Consider the following 13587-nt stretch of genomic DNA (forward strand, 5'->3'; position numbering starts at 1 on the left):
TCCAGCACGCACACCTCCGCTTTCAGCCCTTACAGATTGGTGTTGTTCAGCAGGTTGTTTACTGTTTGAGAAATTACTCGGCCATCGGCCAAGCCGGCCAGCTCCCGGGCTGCCACGCCCATCACTTTGCCCAAGTCGGAGGGGCCGGTGGCACCCACGCGCTGGATGATGCCCACGAGTTTTTCTACCAAATCAGCCTCGGAGAGCTGCTTGGGCAGGTATTCCTCAATAATGGTCAGCTCGGCCAGCTCTATTTCCTCCAGGTCGGAGCGAAACTGTTTCTGGTACATTTCGGCGGCTTCGCGGCGCTGCTTGGCGGCTTTGGTGAGCAGCTTCATTTCGGCATCGGGCGTAAGGGCGGCACCGTGCTGACCTTCGGCCGTTTCGGCCAGCATAATCTGCGACTTGATGCTGCGCAGAGCCGTTAGGCGCACTTTATCTTTGGCCAACATTGCCTTTTTGATATCGGCGTCGATGGTTTCTTTCAGAGCCATAGGAATGGGGGGATAATGAAGGTGCAAGATTACGGCTTATTCCCGAATACGGGGCCACCGGTCGAGTTAGGGGGCAAGGCCAGGGCCGCCAGCAAACCCGCCGCATCATCTACGTACAAGGCCAGCTCGCAGGCAGTGCGGCGCAGGCCGTAAGGGCCCGTTACGGCTTGAGGAGACGCGCACACCAGCAGCAGATTGGGTGGCGTGAGCAGCGGCCGGGCCAGATTCAGTCGGCCCGGCGCCGGCACCGGGGTATCGGGCAGCAGCTGGGCCGTGAGCAGCGCCGCGCGGGGCAGTCGCACCGTCCAGAAAAACCCGACCTGTATTACCAACTCCTGGTCGGCAGTGAGCTGCACGGGTAGCAGCCGTACCGCCCGCGCGTGTGCCAGCAGCAGTAGTAACCCGTACAGGTGCAGAACCAGTGCAGCGCCGGCTACCAGCGGGTTCCAGCGTACCAGCAGCAGATGAAGCGCGCCCATTTCCGCCACCGACAACAAGGCTATTGTACCCAGGTAAGCCATGCACGCCGAGTTCTGATAAGTGGTGAATACGCGGCTACTGGCGGCTACTATCGGACGGGTCCGCCAGCTCAGCAACGCGTAGTAGAACAGCATGAGCTCGAATACCAGCGGCGCCATTGGTCGGCCAAACACCTGCCGGAAAGCCGCGGTGAGGCACTCCGCCACCTCGGGCGTGTGCGGGCGGGCAGCCCGGAAAGCGCGCTGGAGCCGCCGCAGGTTCAGCAGTGCCAGCGTAAACGTCAGAACTTCCACCGCGCCCAGCGCCTGCCCTGCCCAGCGGACATACTGCTGCTGCGGGCCCGGAATCAGCCAGTGGCCCAGCGCCACGACGGCCACGAAAGCCGCCGCCACGGTACTCACCGGCAGCCGGTAAGGCCGCACTATCAGCAGGTAAAACAGAATCGGTAGCCCCACCAGCACATCAAAGCTGACGGCGGCCGGCAGCAGCGGCGTCTGCGTAAACACTGGCTGCCGGATTATCAGCCATTCAACAAGAATAACGGCTAGTAGCAGCAGGCTAAACCCCAGTGCTGGACGAATAGAAACGGGAAATCGGGCTACCATGGCTGCTTCAACTAAAATCGGCCAACGCTGTTGGGGCTACGTATCTTTGAGCACGTACTCACCCGTAGCGCCGTTCCAGAATATGACCAAGCTCAGCGTAAATATCAACAAAATAGCCACCCTGCGAAATGCCCGGGGCCACAACCGCCCCGACCTGCTACAAGCGGCCCGTGACTGTGAGCGGTTTGGGGCCCAGGGCATTACGGTGCACCCGCGCCCCGATGAGCGCCACATTCGCTACCAGGATGTGCGCGACCTGAAAGCCGTAGTGACTACCGAACTGAATGTGGAAGGCAATCCAACTCCCGATTTCCTGGACTTAGTGCGGGAAGTGCGCCCCGAGCAGGTAACACTAGTGCCCGATGCGCCCGATGCCATTACCTCCAACGCGGGCTGGGACACGATAAACCACCAGGACTATCTGCGCGAAGTAGTGGCCGACCTCAAAAGCCTGGGTTGCCGCGTGAGTATTTTCCTGGACCCGGTAGCCGAGCTGGTACGCGCCGCCGCTACCACCGGCACCGACCGGATTGAGCTGTACACCGAAGACTACGCCCGCCAATACCACGCCGGTGCTGAAGCCGCCCTGCGCCCCTACCGCGCAGCCGCGCTGCTAGCCCAAGAGCTGGGCCTGGGCCTTAACGCCGGCCATGACCTGGACCTGGACAACCTGGCCTACATGCACCAGCACTTACCCGGGCTGCAAGAAGTCAGCATCGGCCACGCCCTTGTGTGTGATGCGCTGTATCTGGGTCTGGAAAATACCATTCAGCTTTACCGGCGGCAGCTAAAGTGAGTTGGTGAATGGTGAAATAGTGAGTTTGACGTTCTACTTGCGCTATATATGCCGTCAGAGGATCAAATCCACCATTTCACCACTCACCAACTCACTAACTCCCCACTCACTATTCCCTCCCGTGCCGCGTATTCCGCTTTCCGATTTTCTGCAGGGTGCTGCCGAGGTGCCCATTCTGGACGTGCGCGCGCCCGTTGAGTACGCCCATGGCCATATTCCGGGGGCGGTGAGCTTCCCCCTGTTTTCAGACGAGGAACGGGCCCGTATTGGTACCACCTACAAGCAGATCAGCCAGGACCGGGCCGTGCTGCTGGGCCTCGATTTTTTCGGGCCGAAGATGAGCCACTTGGTGAAGCTGGCGCAGAAGGTGGCCCCGCACAAGCAAGTGCGCGTGCATTGCTGGCGCGGGGGCATGCGCTCTGGGGCAGTGCAATGGCTGCTAGAGCTGGCTGGATTTCAGGTGCAACTGCTGGATAAAGGCTATAAGGAGTACCGTCGGGGCGTGCTGGTCTCCTTGGAGCAGCCTCGCCCCCTGTGGGTGCTGGGTGGCCTCACCGGCTCCGGCAAAACCGATGTGCTGCACCAGTTAGCGGCCCAGGGCCAACCGGTACTAGACCTAGAAGGCTTGGCCAACCACAAAGGCTCGGCCTTTGGTAGCCTTGGCCAACCCGAGCAACCAACCCAGGAGCAGTTTGAGAACAACCTGGCGGCGGCCTTGGAAGCTTTGTCGGTAGCTGCTTCGGCCTGGGTTGAGGATGAAAGCCGGACGATTGGGGCGGTTCACCTTTCCGGCGGTTTTTATGAGCAGATACGCCAGGCCCCGCTGCTGCTGCTGGAAATTCCGCGGGAGGTGCGGGTGCAAAAGCTGGCCGAGGAGTATGGCCGCCACGACCCGGCCGCCCTGGCGGCTTCCATACTGCGCATCCGGAAGCGGTTGGGCGGCTTGGCTACCCGGGAGGCGTTGGCGGCCATTGGCGACGATGATATGCCGAAAATGGTGAGCCTGGTGCTGGACTACTACGACCGGACGTACCTGCACGGGCTGGAGGGCCGTTCCTTCGTGCGCGTTAGCTCCTCCACCGCCGACCCTGCCGAAAATGCCGCGCTGGTCCGGCGCGCCGCCCAAACGCTATAACCCAATGCCCAATGATTGCCAAGCTGCGGGTTGCCCGCCCCACCGATAACCTGCCGGCCCTGCTGCGCTTCTACCGCGACGGGCTGGGCCTCGCGGAGCTGGTGGCCTTCACCGGGCATAATGGGTTCGATGGCGTAATGCTGGGCCACCGGCAGGCCTCCTACCACCTGGAGTTCACGCACCAACCGGGCCACCCGGTAGGCCGGGCTCCTACCCCCGACAACCTATTGGTGTTTTACCTGCCCGATGCCACCGAGTGGCAGCAAGCCGTAGACCGTATGAGAGCAACCGGCTTTGCGCCCGTTGCCTCCTACAACCCGTATTGGGACCAGCTAGGCTGCACCTTCGAAGACCCCGACGGCTACCGGGTGGTGCTCCAACGCGCCGCCTGGGTTCTGTAGGTTTCCCGTTTTATCGTTGCTTTCCGTTTTGCTTTCTATGACCTCTCCCGACGCTTCCGCCGATGTTCGCCTTACCCAGTACAGCCACGGTGCGGGCTGTGGCTGCAAGATTGCACCCAAGGTACTCGACCAGATTCTGCACACCAGCCTGCCGCAGCCCCAGCATGATAAGCTGCTGGTAGGCAACGCCTCCCGCGACGACGCGGCCGTGTACGATATTGGGGGTGGGCAGGCCATCATCAGCACCACCGACTTTTTCATGCCCATCGTGGATGACGCCTACGACTTTGGGCGCATTGCTTCGGCCAACGCTATTTCCGACGTGTATGCCATGGGCGGGCGGCCCGTAATGGCCATTGCCGTGCTGGGTTGGCCCATTGATAAGCTGGCGCCTGAAGTGGCCCGCCGAGTAATTGAGGGCAGCCGCAGCATCTGCCAGGAGGCTGGTATTCCGCTGGCGGGGGGCCACAGCATCGACTCCCCGGAGCCCATCTTTGGGCTGGCCGTGACGGGCCTGCTCTCTATCGAAAACCTGAAGCAGAACGATACGGCCACGGCCGGCTGCGAGCTGTACCTCACCAAACCCCTGGGCGTAGGCATGCTGACGACGGCCCAGAAAAAAGGCATTCTGCAACCCGAGCACGCCCACATTGCGCCCCAGAGCATGATGCAGCTCAATAAGATTGGGGCGGAGCTGGGCCAACTTTCCGGCGTGCGGGCCATGACGGACGTAACTGGCTTTGGCCTGCTGGGCCACCTGGCCGAAGTGTGCGAGGGCAGCAACCTCACGGCCGAAATCGACTTTGCGAAAGTGCCTCGCCTGGCCGAGGCCGAACAGTACCGCCAACAGAAGGCCATTCCGGGCGGCACCGTGCGCAACTGGGACTCCTACGGCCACAAAGTCGGCCCCATCACCGACGAGCAGCGCGCCTGGCTCTGCGACCCGCAGACTTCCGGGGGCCTGCTGGTGTGCGTAGAGCCGAGCGGCAGAGCGGCTGTGCAGGCAGTATTTGCCCAGTACGGCTTACACCTGGAAGCTTTTGGCCAGTTGCGGGAGCACACGCCCACTGAGCCCTGGATTCTGATAACGGCCTAACTCTCGCTCCTGTTATTTATAGTTTTTCCCGCCCATTACCCGCGCCGCTAGTTTTTGCATGAAGCTCTTTTCTGTTTTGCGCCCTCTGCTGGAAATAGCGGCGCTGGTGGGTGCATTTATTATTGGTCTGCGGTTGGTTACAGGCTTGTTCACCCGCAAAAGTCAGGTATACCGGCCTACCGGGCTGCGCCAGTTTCAGTTGTTGTTCTGGCCCCTGCTGTGCTTAGGAGTGGGCTTGCCTTTCTTAGCCTCTTTCCTCTACGCTCCTACCCTTTCCACCTTCGAGCTCACGCTGCTGGTAGTCCTGGCAGCGGTAATACTCGGATTTTCGGTACCGGCTTTCCTGCTGCATCTGGCCTACTACGCCCGTAATCAGCACACTACCTTGGTTTTCGACCCCAAGCACAACCAGTTGGAAGTGCACGAGGGCGCTACCCCTATTCCGTTTAGCAAGCGTGATTTGGTGCGCGTGGAATACGTTACCTGCAAATCGGAGCAGCTGTTCTGGAGCCCGTATGCGTACCTGCAACTCCACTTGCGCTCCGGCCACGTGCTTACCATCACCTCTCTGCTGCTAAAGCTGCCCCCACTGGTCGAATTTCTGCGCAATACTCCGCTGGAACGCCGCCAACGCTGGTTCTGCTGGCCCTGATACCGCCGCTGCATACAAGTACTGAGGCTGATTCCCTACTGACAAGCTTACAACTCGCGTAGAATTCTATATTTGTTTGTCTGCTTCACTACCTGCGCCTGCTAGTACCGGGGCTATTTGTGGGGAGTTGCCCTGCCTATTTCCCCGTTGCTTATGCGGCGTTTCGTTCTGGTTGCCGTGCTGCTCAGCTGCTTGCTGGGAACTGCCAAAGCCTTTGCGGCTACGGAGGCCGAGCTTGTGCGGCTTCTACGGAGCCAGCCCGCTGACACTGTTCGGCTTCGGCTGTTAAATACGCTCTGCCACCAGCTACACGATAATGAGCCTACCCGGGCCTTGCCCTATGGGGAGCAAGCCGTGGCGCTGGGCCGGCAACTGCGGTACCAGCCCGGGTTGCTACAGGCCCTGCTAAACCTGGGAAACTGCTACGCCAACCTAGCCGATGGGGCCCACGCTCTGCGGCTGCAGCAGGAGGCCTTGCTCTTGGCCCGCCAACTTCGCTCCACCAATGACATAACCCGGGCCCTCACCGATATGGGCCGGGTGCAACAGGAGCGCAATGATACAGCGGCGGCCATGCGCAACTACCAGCGGGCCCTCACCTACGCCTACCAACCTGGTGTGCAGCCCCACACCCAGTTGTTGCTGTTCGGTAACCTCGGAAACCTGTACTTCAACCTCCGTCAGTACCCCGAGGGCCTGCTCTTTACCCGCCGGGCTCTGCAGCTGGCCCGCCGCACCGGTGACCAAGCCGGCGAAGCGCAGTATCTGGCCGATATGGGAGCGTTTTACATGCAGATGAACCAGTTGGAAACGGCGGAAGGGTTGCTGCGAAAGGCTGTTCTCCTAGCTCAGGCTCAGCGCAATGAGCGTTTCAGGGCTAGCAACCTGGAGCTATTGGCTACCGCTCTGCTGCTCCGCAACCAGCTGCCGGAAGCCGACAGCCTGGCCCAGCAGGCTCTGCTGACGGCCCGCCGCATCCAGTACAAGGAGCGGATATTGGGTGCATATGGTTTGCTGGCGAAAATAAATGCTCAGCAGGGCCAGCACGAGCAGGCGTACGCGTGGCAGGTTCGGCACCGCGACCTGAATGACAGCCTGAACAGCCGCTCCCGCATGCAGATGCTCACGGCCCTGCAAACCCGCTACGAAACCGCTGAAAAGGAACGCCAGATCAAACGCCTCACGGAGCAGGAACAAACCACCCAGCAGCGCAATCGGGCGCTGTGGGGTACCGTGGCAGCCCTGCTGCTGGGGCTCAGCGGCATGGCTTATTTGTACACCAAGCTCCGCCTGAGCCGCAGTGCCCTGGCCGCCAACCATCGGGCGCTGGGAGAAGCTACCCGGGAACTGCGGCAGCTGGCCGCTTCCAAAGACCGCCTCTATGCCATTGTAGCCCACGATTTGCGCGGCCCGGTGACGGCTTTTGCGGGGGTTACTGAGCTGATCGACTTCTACCTCAAAAAAGGCGACGAGGATGGCCTGCGCCGCTTGCCCACGCTCGTTCGGCAGTCGGCTTACCAGCTCAACCACCTGCTGGATAATTTGCTGAACTGGGCCGTAAACCAAACTGGTGAGCTCGCCTTCCGGCCCGAGCGGCTGTTGGTGCGGGAGTTGTACCAGGATACGATACGCCTCTACGAAAATGCTGCCGAGGCCAAGCAAATCACCTTGCACAGCCAAAGCCCGGAGTGCCTGGCCGTGTGGGCCGATGCGCACATGACGCAAACCATTCTTCGTAACCTCATAAGCAATGCCCTGAAGTTTACCCCCGCCGGCGGCTCCATTCACCTGCTTGCCCAAACCGATGGGGCTGGCACCGCCACTCTGTGCGTGCAGGACTCCGGCGCGGGCATGACCACCGCGCAAACGGCGGCGTTGCTTGCCTCAGGTCCCTTGATGCCGTTGCCGCGTACGGCACGCTCCGGCACGGGGCTGGGGCTGCTGCTGTGCCGGGCGTTTGCGGATCGGCAAAGCGGGGCACTATCTATTACGAGCAGTCCGGAGCAGGGCACCAAGGTGTGCCTCACGCTGCCGGCTGCCCAGCCCCGTTAGCCACCTGCCGGAATTTGCTGGAACCGTGGGCGGGCATTTCAATTTCGCAGGCCCCATCTTTGTGCCCTTATGCTACAACTACACTTCCGCGAAATGGGGCAGGGGGCCCCGCTGGTCATTCTGCACGGGCTGTTTGGCACCCTCGACAACTGGCAAACCCTGGCCCGCCGCTGGGCCGAAGCCGGCCACCGGGTAATTGTGGTGGATTTGCGCAACCACGGCCGCTCCCCCCACGCCCCGGAGCACACCTATGCCCTCATGGCCGAAGACGTGCTGGGCCTGTTCGACCAGCTACAGCTGGGGGCTGATACTACCCTCATGGGCCATAGCATGGGTGGCAAAGTAGCCATGCGCTTCGCCTTGGACTATCCCGAGCGGCTGGGCAAGCTGATTGTGGTAGACATTGCCCCACGCTTTTCTGATATGCGCCACCAGGATGATATTGTGGCCGGATTAAACGCCGTGCCGCTGGCTACTCTGGAGAGCCGTCAGCAGGCCGATGAGGCGCTGGCCCAGCATATCAAGTGGCCCGATGTGCGTCAGTTTCTGCTCAAAAACCTGTACCGCCGCGAGGATAACTCCTTTGCCTGGCGCCCCAACCTGGCGGCCCTCACCGCCGAAATGGACGACATCGGGGCCGAAATTACCGCTGCCCACCCCTTCCTGAAGCCTGCCTTGCTTATTCGGGGCGGCAAGTCCGATTACGTGAGCCCCGAGGACAAGCTCTACGCCATTCCGGCCCTGTTCCCGAACTCGCAGGTAGAAACTGTAGTAGATGCCGGCCACTGGGTACACGCCGAGAAGCCGGAGGAAGTTTTCCAGTTGGTTACGGCCTTTCTGGGGCAGTAAGGCCCCGCGCATTCAGGCGAGGCCAGCAGCACTTCATTATTCTCACTTACCCAGCTTCTCCCTGTGCCCGGTACGCTCTATCTTATTCCCACCATTCTGGCCGATGATACGGCCGCGCAGGTGCTGCCGCCCCAAGTAGCCGAGCAGATTCAGGGCCTGCAGTATTTCCTGGTAGAAAACGCCCGCACGGCCCGCCGCTTTATCAAGAGCATGGCCCCGCAGCACGTAATTGAGGAGTTGCGCATCAGCGTAATTGACAAGGACAGCACTGAGGCCCAGATTCAGGCAGCTCTGCAACCCGTGGTGGCTGGCCAGACTGCGGGTGTGATTTCCGAAGCCGGCTGCCCCGGCATTGCCGACCCCGGCGCCGAGCTGGCCCGCCGCGCCCACCAACTCGGTATTCGGGTAGTGCCGCTAGTTGGCCCCTCTTCTCTCCTGCTGGCCCTGATGGCTTCGGGGATGAACGGACAGAGCTTCGCGTTTCATGGCTATCTGCCCATAGAGCGGGGCAAACGGATGGCGGCCATCAAGAAGCTGGAGCAGCAGGCTTTGCAACAGCACCAAACGCAGCTATTCATCGAAACCCCCTACCGCAACCTGCCCCTGCTCGAAGATTTGCTGAGTACCCTGCACTCCAGTACCCGCCTCTGCGTAGCCGCCAGCCTCACCGCCGCCAACGAGTTTATCCGCACCGATACGGTAGCCGGCTGGAAAAAGCACCCGCTGCCCGATATTCACAAGCAGCCCGCCGTTTTCCTGATTGGGCAATGAGGTAGTTGTTAGTTGTTTGTATTTCGAAAACTAACGACTAACAACCAGCAACTACCAACTACTTCAGCAGCTGGTACACCAACAGCGACGACACGTAGGCCAGGCCCGTCATGTAGAACAGCTGCAGCAGTGGCCACGTCCAGCCTTTGGTTTCGCGGTAGGTGGCGGCCAGGGTGCTCATGCACTGCATGGCAAACACGTAGAACACCAGCAGGGAAAAGGCCCGGGCCGGCGTGAAAAATGGCTGCCCGTTCACATCCTTTTCGGCGGCCAGCTTTTGCTGCACGGTTTGCTGGTCGGCATCCTGGCCCACGCTGTAAATGGTGCTCATAGTACCCACAAACACCTCCCGGGCCGCAAAGGAGGTAAGCAAGGAAATACCAATCTTCCAGTCGAAACCCAGTGGCCGGATGGCTGGCTCCAGCACGTGCCCGAACACGCCGGCGTAAGAGTTTTCGAGTCGTTCAGAAGCCACCCGGGCTTCGGTTTGCTCCGGGGTGAGGAGTTGCGCAGCGGCCTGCGTACGGGCAGTTTTTTCGGCTTGGGCTATGCGGTCGGAAGGCCCGTAAGAGGCCAGTACCCACAGCAGGATCGAAATAGCCAGAATGACTTTGCCCGCCTGAAAAACAAAGGCTTTCACCTTCTCTACAATGGTGATACCCACGTTTTTCCAGCGCGGCCAGCGGTACACCGGAAACTCCATGATGAAGTAGCTCCGCTCCTGGGTTTTAAGCAGTAGCTTCATGGCCCAGGCCGAAATAATAGCCGCAAAGAAGCCCAGCAGGTACAGGCCCATCAGGGCAATGCCGCGCAGGTTGAAAATGCCCAGCACCGGCTCATCGGGCACTACCAAGCCAATGAGCACCGTGTACACCGGTATGCGAGCCGAGCACGACATCAAGGGCGTGACGAAGATGGTGATAAGCCGGTCTTTGCGGTTCTCGATGGTGCGGGCGCTCATAATGGCCGGCACGGCGCAGGCCACCCCCGAAATCAAGGGCACGATGCTCTTGCCATTCAGCCCAAAGCGCCGCATGATGCGGTCCATCATAAATGTTACGCGGGCCATGTAGCCGGTTTCCTCCAGCACCGCAATAAAGGCGAAGAGCAAGGCAATCTGGGGAATGAAGATGAGCACCCCGCCCAGGCCCGCCAGTACGCCCTCCGTGAGCAGGTTCACCAGCGGCCCGTCAAAGTTAGTCTGGATAAGCCCATTTATCCACGCCACTCCCTGGTCAATTAGCTCCATGGGGTAGCTGGCCCAGGCAAATACTGCCTGAAACATCAGGAACAGAATGCCGAAGAAAATCAGGTAGCCCCACACCTTGTGCGTCAGTACCCGGTCAAGGCGGTTGCTGTAGGGCTCGTTCTGCTCGGTGCGCGTCACCGACACGCAGTTGAGCAGTACCTCGTTGATGCGCTGGTAGCGGCTGATAGTTTCCTGGGCCTGCTGCTCGGTGGGCTTGAAGCCGTACTGCTCTGTCAGCTCCTGAATGTAGGCCCGGTCATCGACCGATAAAAAACTGATGTGCTGGTACTGGTGAGCGTAGTGCAGCGCCAGGTAGTCGTTGTGCAGGTTAAAGTAATACCGAATCTGCCGAATCATGGGCAGCAGGTCTTCGGTAGGCTCATAGAAATGCACGGTAGGCGCATCCAGCGTCTGCGCCATCACAATTTTCAGGGCCGCAATACCCACGCCCTTGCGGGCATTCATCGGGATGATGGGCACGCCCAATTCCTGCTGCAATGCCGGAATATCAATCTGGACGCCGTGCTGCTCAGCTACGTCCATCATATTCAGGGCCAGTACCGTGGGCAGGCCCATGTCAGCCAGCTGCGTAAATAGTAGCAGGTTGCGCCGCAGGTTACTGGCATCCACCGTCACCACCACAAAATCGGGGTACTGGGTGCTGGTCTGGTCGTAGAACAGGTCGGTAATTACCTTCTCGTCCAGGCTTTTGGGGTAGAGCGAGTAAGTACCCGGCAGGTCAATTATTTCGGCCCGGTGCTGGGAAGTCAACTGGCTGATGCCCGTTTTGCGGTCTACCGTGACGCCCGGAAAGTTGCCGACCTTTTGATTGAGCCCCGTAAGCTGGTTGAACAGCGAGGATTTGCCGGAGTTGGGGTTACCCACCAGCGCAATACGAGTGAGGGCCCCAGGATGACGTTGGGCGGCTGTTTCCAGCTGCCTGGCCGATACGCCGGCCCCGGCCCGTCCGGAAAGTAATTGCCCACCTGTCATGTATGCGTACTTATTTCAGAAGAATAGTTGCCGCCTCGCTCACCCGCAACGACAACGTATAGTCGGCCATGTCACCTACCACCAAGGTGATAGGGCAACCCAAAGGAGCCCGGCTGTTCAAGCGAACCTGCGTGCCCGGAATGCAGCCCATTTCCAGCAGCTTGAGGGCCATTTCAGGATCTTTCAGGCAACAAATAGTCCCGCTTTCTCCCAGTTGGAGGTCTTTCACGCTACGAGGAGCGGAAACGGGAGAGGTAATTGGTGGGCGTTCAGACACGGGCGGGACTATTTAGACTTACTTCAAACAAAGGTACCACCCAATTATGTTTCAGCCAACATTCGCTGAGGCACCGGTTTTTTTGGGTGTCTCGGGCAATGCGCTGATTTGTAACTATTCCGAAAAGGAATTGCACCGGTATAAATATTCAGGGAAGTATTGCTTTTCTTGCCGCATTTCATTGTAATTTTGGGATATACACTAGCTTGCTCGCATATGCTTCAACGCGTACTTTCTCTTTTTGCACTGGTTTTACTACCAGCTTTAAGCTTTGCTCAGGATGCGAAAATGACGGGCCGCATCGTCGATGAAAAGACGAAAGAACCCATTCCGTTTGCGTCTATTGGTTTGAAAGAAGAGCAAACGGGGGCCCTCACCAACGAGTATGGCTTCTTTCAGCTAGCCATGCCCCAGAAGAACCCTCAGGATTCCCTGATTGTGAATGCTTTGGGTTATTTCCGTAAGGCAGTCCTCATCAAGCCCGGCATTAAGGTGCAGGATATGATTATTGAGGTTCCCAAGCGTGCCATTGAGCTGGCCAACGTAACGGTAAAAGGCGGTAAGGTGAAAAACCTGGCTCTGGGCTCCAACTCCAATACGCCCGGCGAGGGCATGATTCAGGGGATGCCGGGCAGCCAGTACGCTTTCTTCGTAAAAAACGAGAAGGGCAAGAAACTAGGTAACGTCCGCTCGGTGTCGTTTTACATTGGTGAAAACGGTTTTCCCCGGGAGCCATTCCGAGTACGTCTGTACAAGGCCGATGGCAACTACAACTCGCCCAACACCGATTTGCTGACGGAAAACATTGTGGTATCGGCCCCGAAAGGTGGAGAGTGGTACACCGTTGACCTGACGCAGTACAACATTGAAGCCCCTTTGGAAGGCTTCTTTGTGGCCATGGAGTGGATTGTGAGCGGGGACAACTTCTACAGTGTAAACTTCATGGACAACTACACGCCCTACGGTCAGATTCTGCGCCCCACTTTCGAATTCAAGGAAGCCCGCACCTGGAACTACACCATTGGCCGGGGCTGGAGCCTGATTACCCTGGCTAACAACGGCATGCGCTACAACGCCATGATCCGGGCCGAAGTAGACCAGATTAAAGACTAACCACTGATTGCACGGATTTTTCGCGGATTCCGCAGATTTTGTGGACGGCTCCTGCTCTGGCAGGGGCCGTTTTCTTTTTGGGTTTTGCTTGGTATGGCTATGCGGGGGGGCAGTTAGGTATATGATTGGGGTTGTGCAAAAATCGACGGAATTTCAGGCTGGTTTCGCCAAAATTCAGCAGCAACGCTACTTCAAGCCGGTAGGCTTTTAGATAGTTTATCACTTGGGCAAAGTGACTTTCCTGTAATTCACTGACAGCCTTCAGTTCCAATAAAATACTGCCAGCAACCAGCAAATCTGCCCGCCGGGTGCCAATAACAGCGCTTTTATAATAAACCGGCAACGAAACTTCACACTGGTGAGCTAGACCGACTTCTCTGAGCTCAACAGACAAACCACGCTGATAAATAAGCTCGGGAAAACCATGGCCTAGTTCCCGATGCACTGCCATAGCGCAGCCGATTATTTTTTGGTCAACTCATTGTGTCGAATATCAACCAGCATAAGAAAAGACAAATGGAGTAGTAGCAGTGGTAGTGATGATAGTGAAAACGAACTGTATCAAGGTATAAAAAGAAAACGGCCCCTGCCAGAGCAGGAGCCGTCCACAAAATCTGCGGAATT

The 13587-nt window shown here is 58.8% G+C and carries 14 protein-coding genes; 9 read left to right on the forward strand and 5 right to left on the reverse strand.

Features of this window, described 5'->3' with window-relative positions:
• Positions 1-29: 29 nt before the first annotated feature.
• Together ABIB60_RS18575 and ABIB60_RS18580 are read right to left on the reverse strand one after the other, a co-directional pair.
• Positions 30-494: a GatB/YqeY domain-containing protein gene (locus ABIB60_RS18575; protein WP_354581982.1), complete on the reverse strand. Its 465-nt coding sequence runs from the start codon at positions 492-494 to the stop codon at positions 30-32.
• Between the two features lie 29 nt (positions 495-523).
• Positions 524-1579 carry a hypothetical protein gene (locus ABIB60_RS18580; RefSeq protein ID WP_354581983.1) on the reverse strand — a complete coding sequence of 352 codons (1056 nt, stop codon included), beginning with the start codon at positions 1577-1579 and terminating at the stop codon, positions 524-526.
• A gap of 82 nt (positions 1580-1661) precedes the next feature.
• Here ABIB60_RS18580 and ABIB60_RS18585 point away from each other — a divergent pair, with 82 nt between their 5' ends.
• The 8 genes from ABIB60_RS18585 to ABIB60_RS18620 all read left to right on the forward strand — a co-directional run bounded on the left by ABIB60_RS18585 (position 1662) and on the right by ABIB60_RS18620 (position 9331).
• The gene (locus ABIB60_RS18585; RefSeq protein WP_354582080.1) at positions 1662-2375 is read left to right on the forward strand and encodes a pyridoxine 5'-phosphate synthase; all 714 of its coding nucleotides are present in this window, start codon (positions 1662-1664) and stop codon (positions 2373-2375) included.
• 121 nt (positions 2376-2496) lie between these two features.
• A complete protein-coding gene (gene mnmH, locus ABIB60_RS18590) occupies positions 2497-3510 on the forward strand; it encodes a tRNA 2-selenouridine(34) synthase MnmH (protein ID WP_354581984.1) in 1014 nt (337 codons plus the stop codon).
• An 11-nt stretch (positions 3511-3521) separates the two neighbouring features.
• Complete coding sequence (locus tag ABIB60_RS18595) at positions 3522-3911, forward strand: VOC family protein (protein WP_354581985.1); 390 nt, start codon at positions 3522-3524, stop codon at positions 3909-3911.
• Positions 3912-3948: 37 nt separating this feature from the next.
• Positions 3949-5007, forward strand: a complete 1059-nt coding sequence (gene selD / locus ABIB60_RS18600; protein ID WP_354581986.1) for a selenide, water dikinase SelD — start codon at positions 3949-3951, stop codon at positions 5005-5007.
• Between the two features lie 58 nt (positions 5008-5065).
• Complete coding sequence (locus tag ABIB60_RS18605) at positions 5066-5659, forward strand: PH domain-containing protein (RefSeq protein WP_354581987.1); 594 nt, start codon at positions 5066-5068, stop codon at positions 5657-5659.
• Between the two features lie 153 nt (positions 5660-5812).
• The gene (locus ABIB60_RS18610) at positions 5813-7711 is read left to right on the forward strand and encodes a tetratricopeptide repeat-containing sensor histidine kinase (RefSeq protein WP_354581988.1); all 1899 of its coding nucleotides are present in this window, start codon (positions 5813-5815) and stop codon (positions 7709-7711) included.
• 69 nt (positions 7712-7780) lie between these two features.
• The gene (locus tag ABIB60_RS18615) at positions 7781-8560 is read left to right on the forward strand and encodes an alpha/beta fold hydrolase (RefSeq protein WP_354581989.1); all 780 of its coding nucleotides are present in this window, start codon (positions 7781-7783) and stop codon (positions 8558-8560) included.
• Between the two features lie 63 nt (positions 8561-8623).
• Positions 8624-9331: an SAM-dependent methyltransferase gene (locus tag ABIB60_RS18620; protein WP_354581990.1), complete on the forward strand. Its 708-nt coding sequence runs from the start codon at positions 8624-8626 to the stop codon at positions 9329-9331.
• Between the two features lie 58 nt (positions 9332-9389).
• On the opposite strand, the gene feoB is transcribed toward ABIB60_RS18620, so the two are convergent.
• Positions 9390-11573, reverse strand: coding sequence for a ferrous iron transport protein B (gene feoB, locus ABIB60_RS18625; RefSeq protein WP_354581991.1), 2184 nt, complete (start codon positions 11571-11573; stop codon positions 9390-9392).
• Positions 11574-11583: 10 nt separating this feature from the next.
• Positions 11584-11802 carry a FeoA family protein gene (locus tag ABIB60_RS18630; protein ID WP_315998402.1) on the reverse strand — a complete coding sequence of 73 codons (219 nt, stop codon included), beginning with the start codon at positions 11800-11802 and terminating at the stop codon, positions 11584-11586.
• 264 nt (positions 11803-12066) lie between these two features.
• Between ABIB60_RS18630 and ABIB60_RS18635 the strand changes: the two genes are divergently transcribed.
• Entirely contained in the window at positions 12067-12963 is an 897-nt protein-coding gene (locus ABIB60_RS18635) for a carboxypeptidase-like regulatory domain-containing protein (RefSeq protein ID WP_315998403.1), read from the forward strand.
• Positions 12964-13060: 97 nt separating this feature from the next.
• Here ABIB60_RS18635 and ABIB60_RS18640 read toward each other — a convergent pair whose 3' ends face one another.
• A complete protein-coding gene (locus tag ABIB60_RS18640) occupies positions 13061-13414 on the reverse strand; it encodes a GxxExxY protein (RefSeq protein WP_354581992.1) in 354 nt (117 codons plus the stop codon).
• Positions 13415-13587: the final 173 nt, after the last annotated feature.

Source organism: Hymenobacter sp. UYP22 (assembly GCF_040547285.1).
Lineage (GTDB): Bacteria > Bacteroidota > Bacteroidia > Cytophagales > Hymenobacteraceae > Hymenobacter.

What these genes read in the sequence shown, in the direction of transcription:
- ABIB60_RS18575 (WP_354581982.1), bottom strand. Translation starts at nt 494, where the DNA reads ATGGCTCTGAAAGAAACCATCGACGCCGATATCAAAAAGGCAATGTTG.
- ABIB60_RS18580 (WP_354581983.1), bottom strand. Translation starts at nt 1,579, where the DNA reads ATGGTAGCCCGATTTCCCGTTTCTATTCGTCCAGCACTGGGGTTTAGC.
- ABIB60_RS18585 (WP_354582080.1), top strand. Translation starts at nt 1,662, where the DNA reads ATGACCAAGCTCAGCGTAAATATCAACAAAATAGCCACCCTGCGAAAT.
- ABIB60_RS18595 (WP_354581985.1), top strand. Translation starts at nt 3,522, where the DNA reads ATGATTGCCAAGCTGCGGGTTGCCCGCCCCACCGATAACCTGCCGGCC.
- selD (WP_354581986.1), top strand. Translation starts at nt 3,949, where the DNA reads ATGACCTCTCCCGACGCTTCCGCCGATGTTCGCCTTACCCAGTACAGC.
- ABIB60_RS18605 (WP_354581987.1), top strand. Translation starts at nt 5,066, where the DNA reads ATGAAGCTCTTTTCTGTTTTGCGCCCTCTGCTGGAAATAGCGGCGCTG.
- ABIB60_RS18610 (WP_354581988.1), top strand. Translation starts at nt 5,813, where the DNA reads ATGCGGCGTTTCGTTCTGGTTGCCGTGCTGCTCAGCTGCTTGCTGGGA.
- ABIB60_RS18615 (WP_354581989.1), top strand. Translation starts at nt 7,781, where the DNA reads ATGCTACAACTACACTTCCGCGAAATGGGGCAGGGGGCCCCGCTGGTC.
- feoB (WP_354581991.1), bottom strand. Translation starts at nt 11,573, where the DNA reads ATGACAGGTGGGCAATTACTTTCCGGACGGGCCGGGGCCGGCGTATCG.
- ABIB60_RS18635 (WP_315998403.1), top strand. Translation starts at nt 12,067, where the DNA reads ATGCTTCAACGCGTACTTTCTCTTTTTGCACTGGTTTTACTACCAGCT.
- ABIB60_RS18640 (WP_354581992.1), bottom strand. Translation starts at nt 13,414, where the DNA reads ATGGCAGTGCATCGGGAACTAGGCCATGGTTTTCCCGAGCTTATTTAT.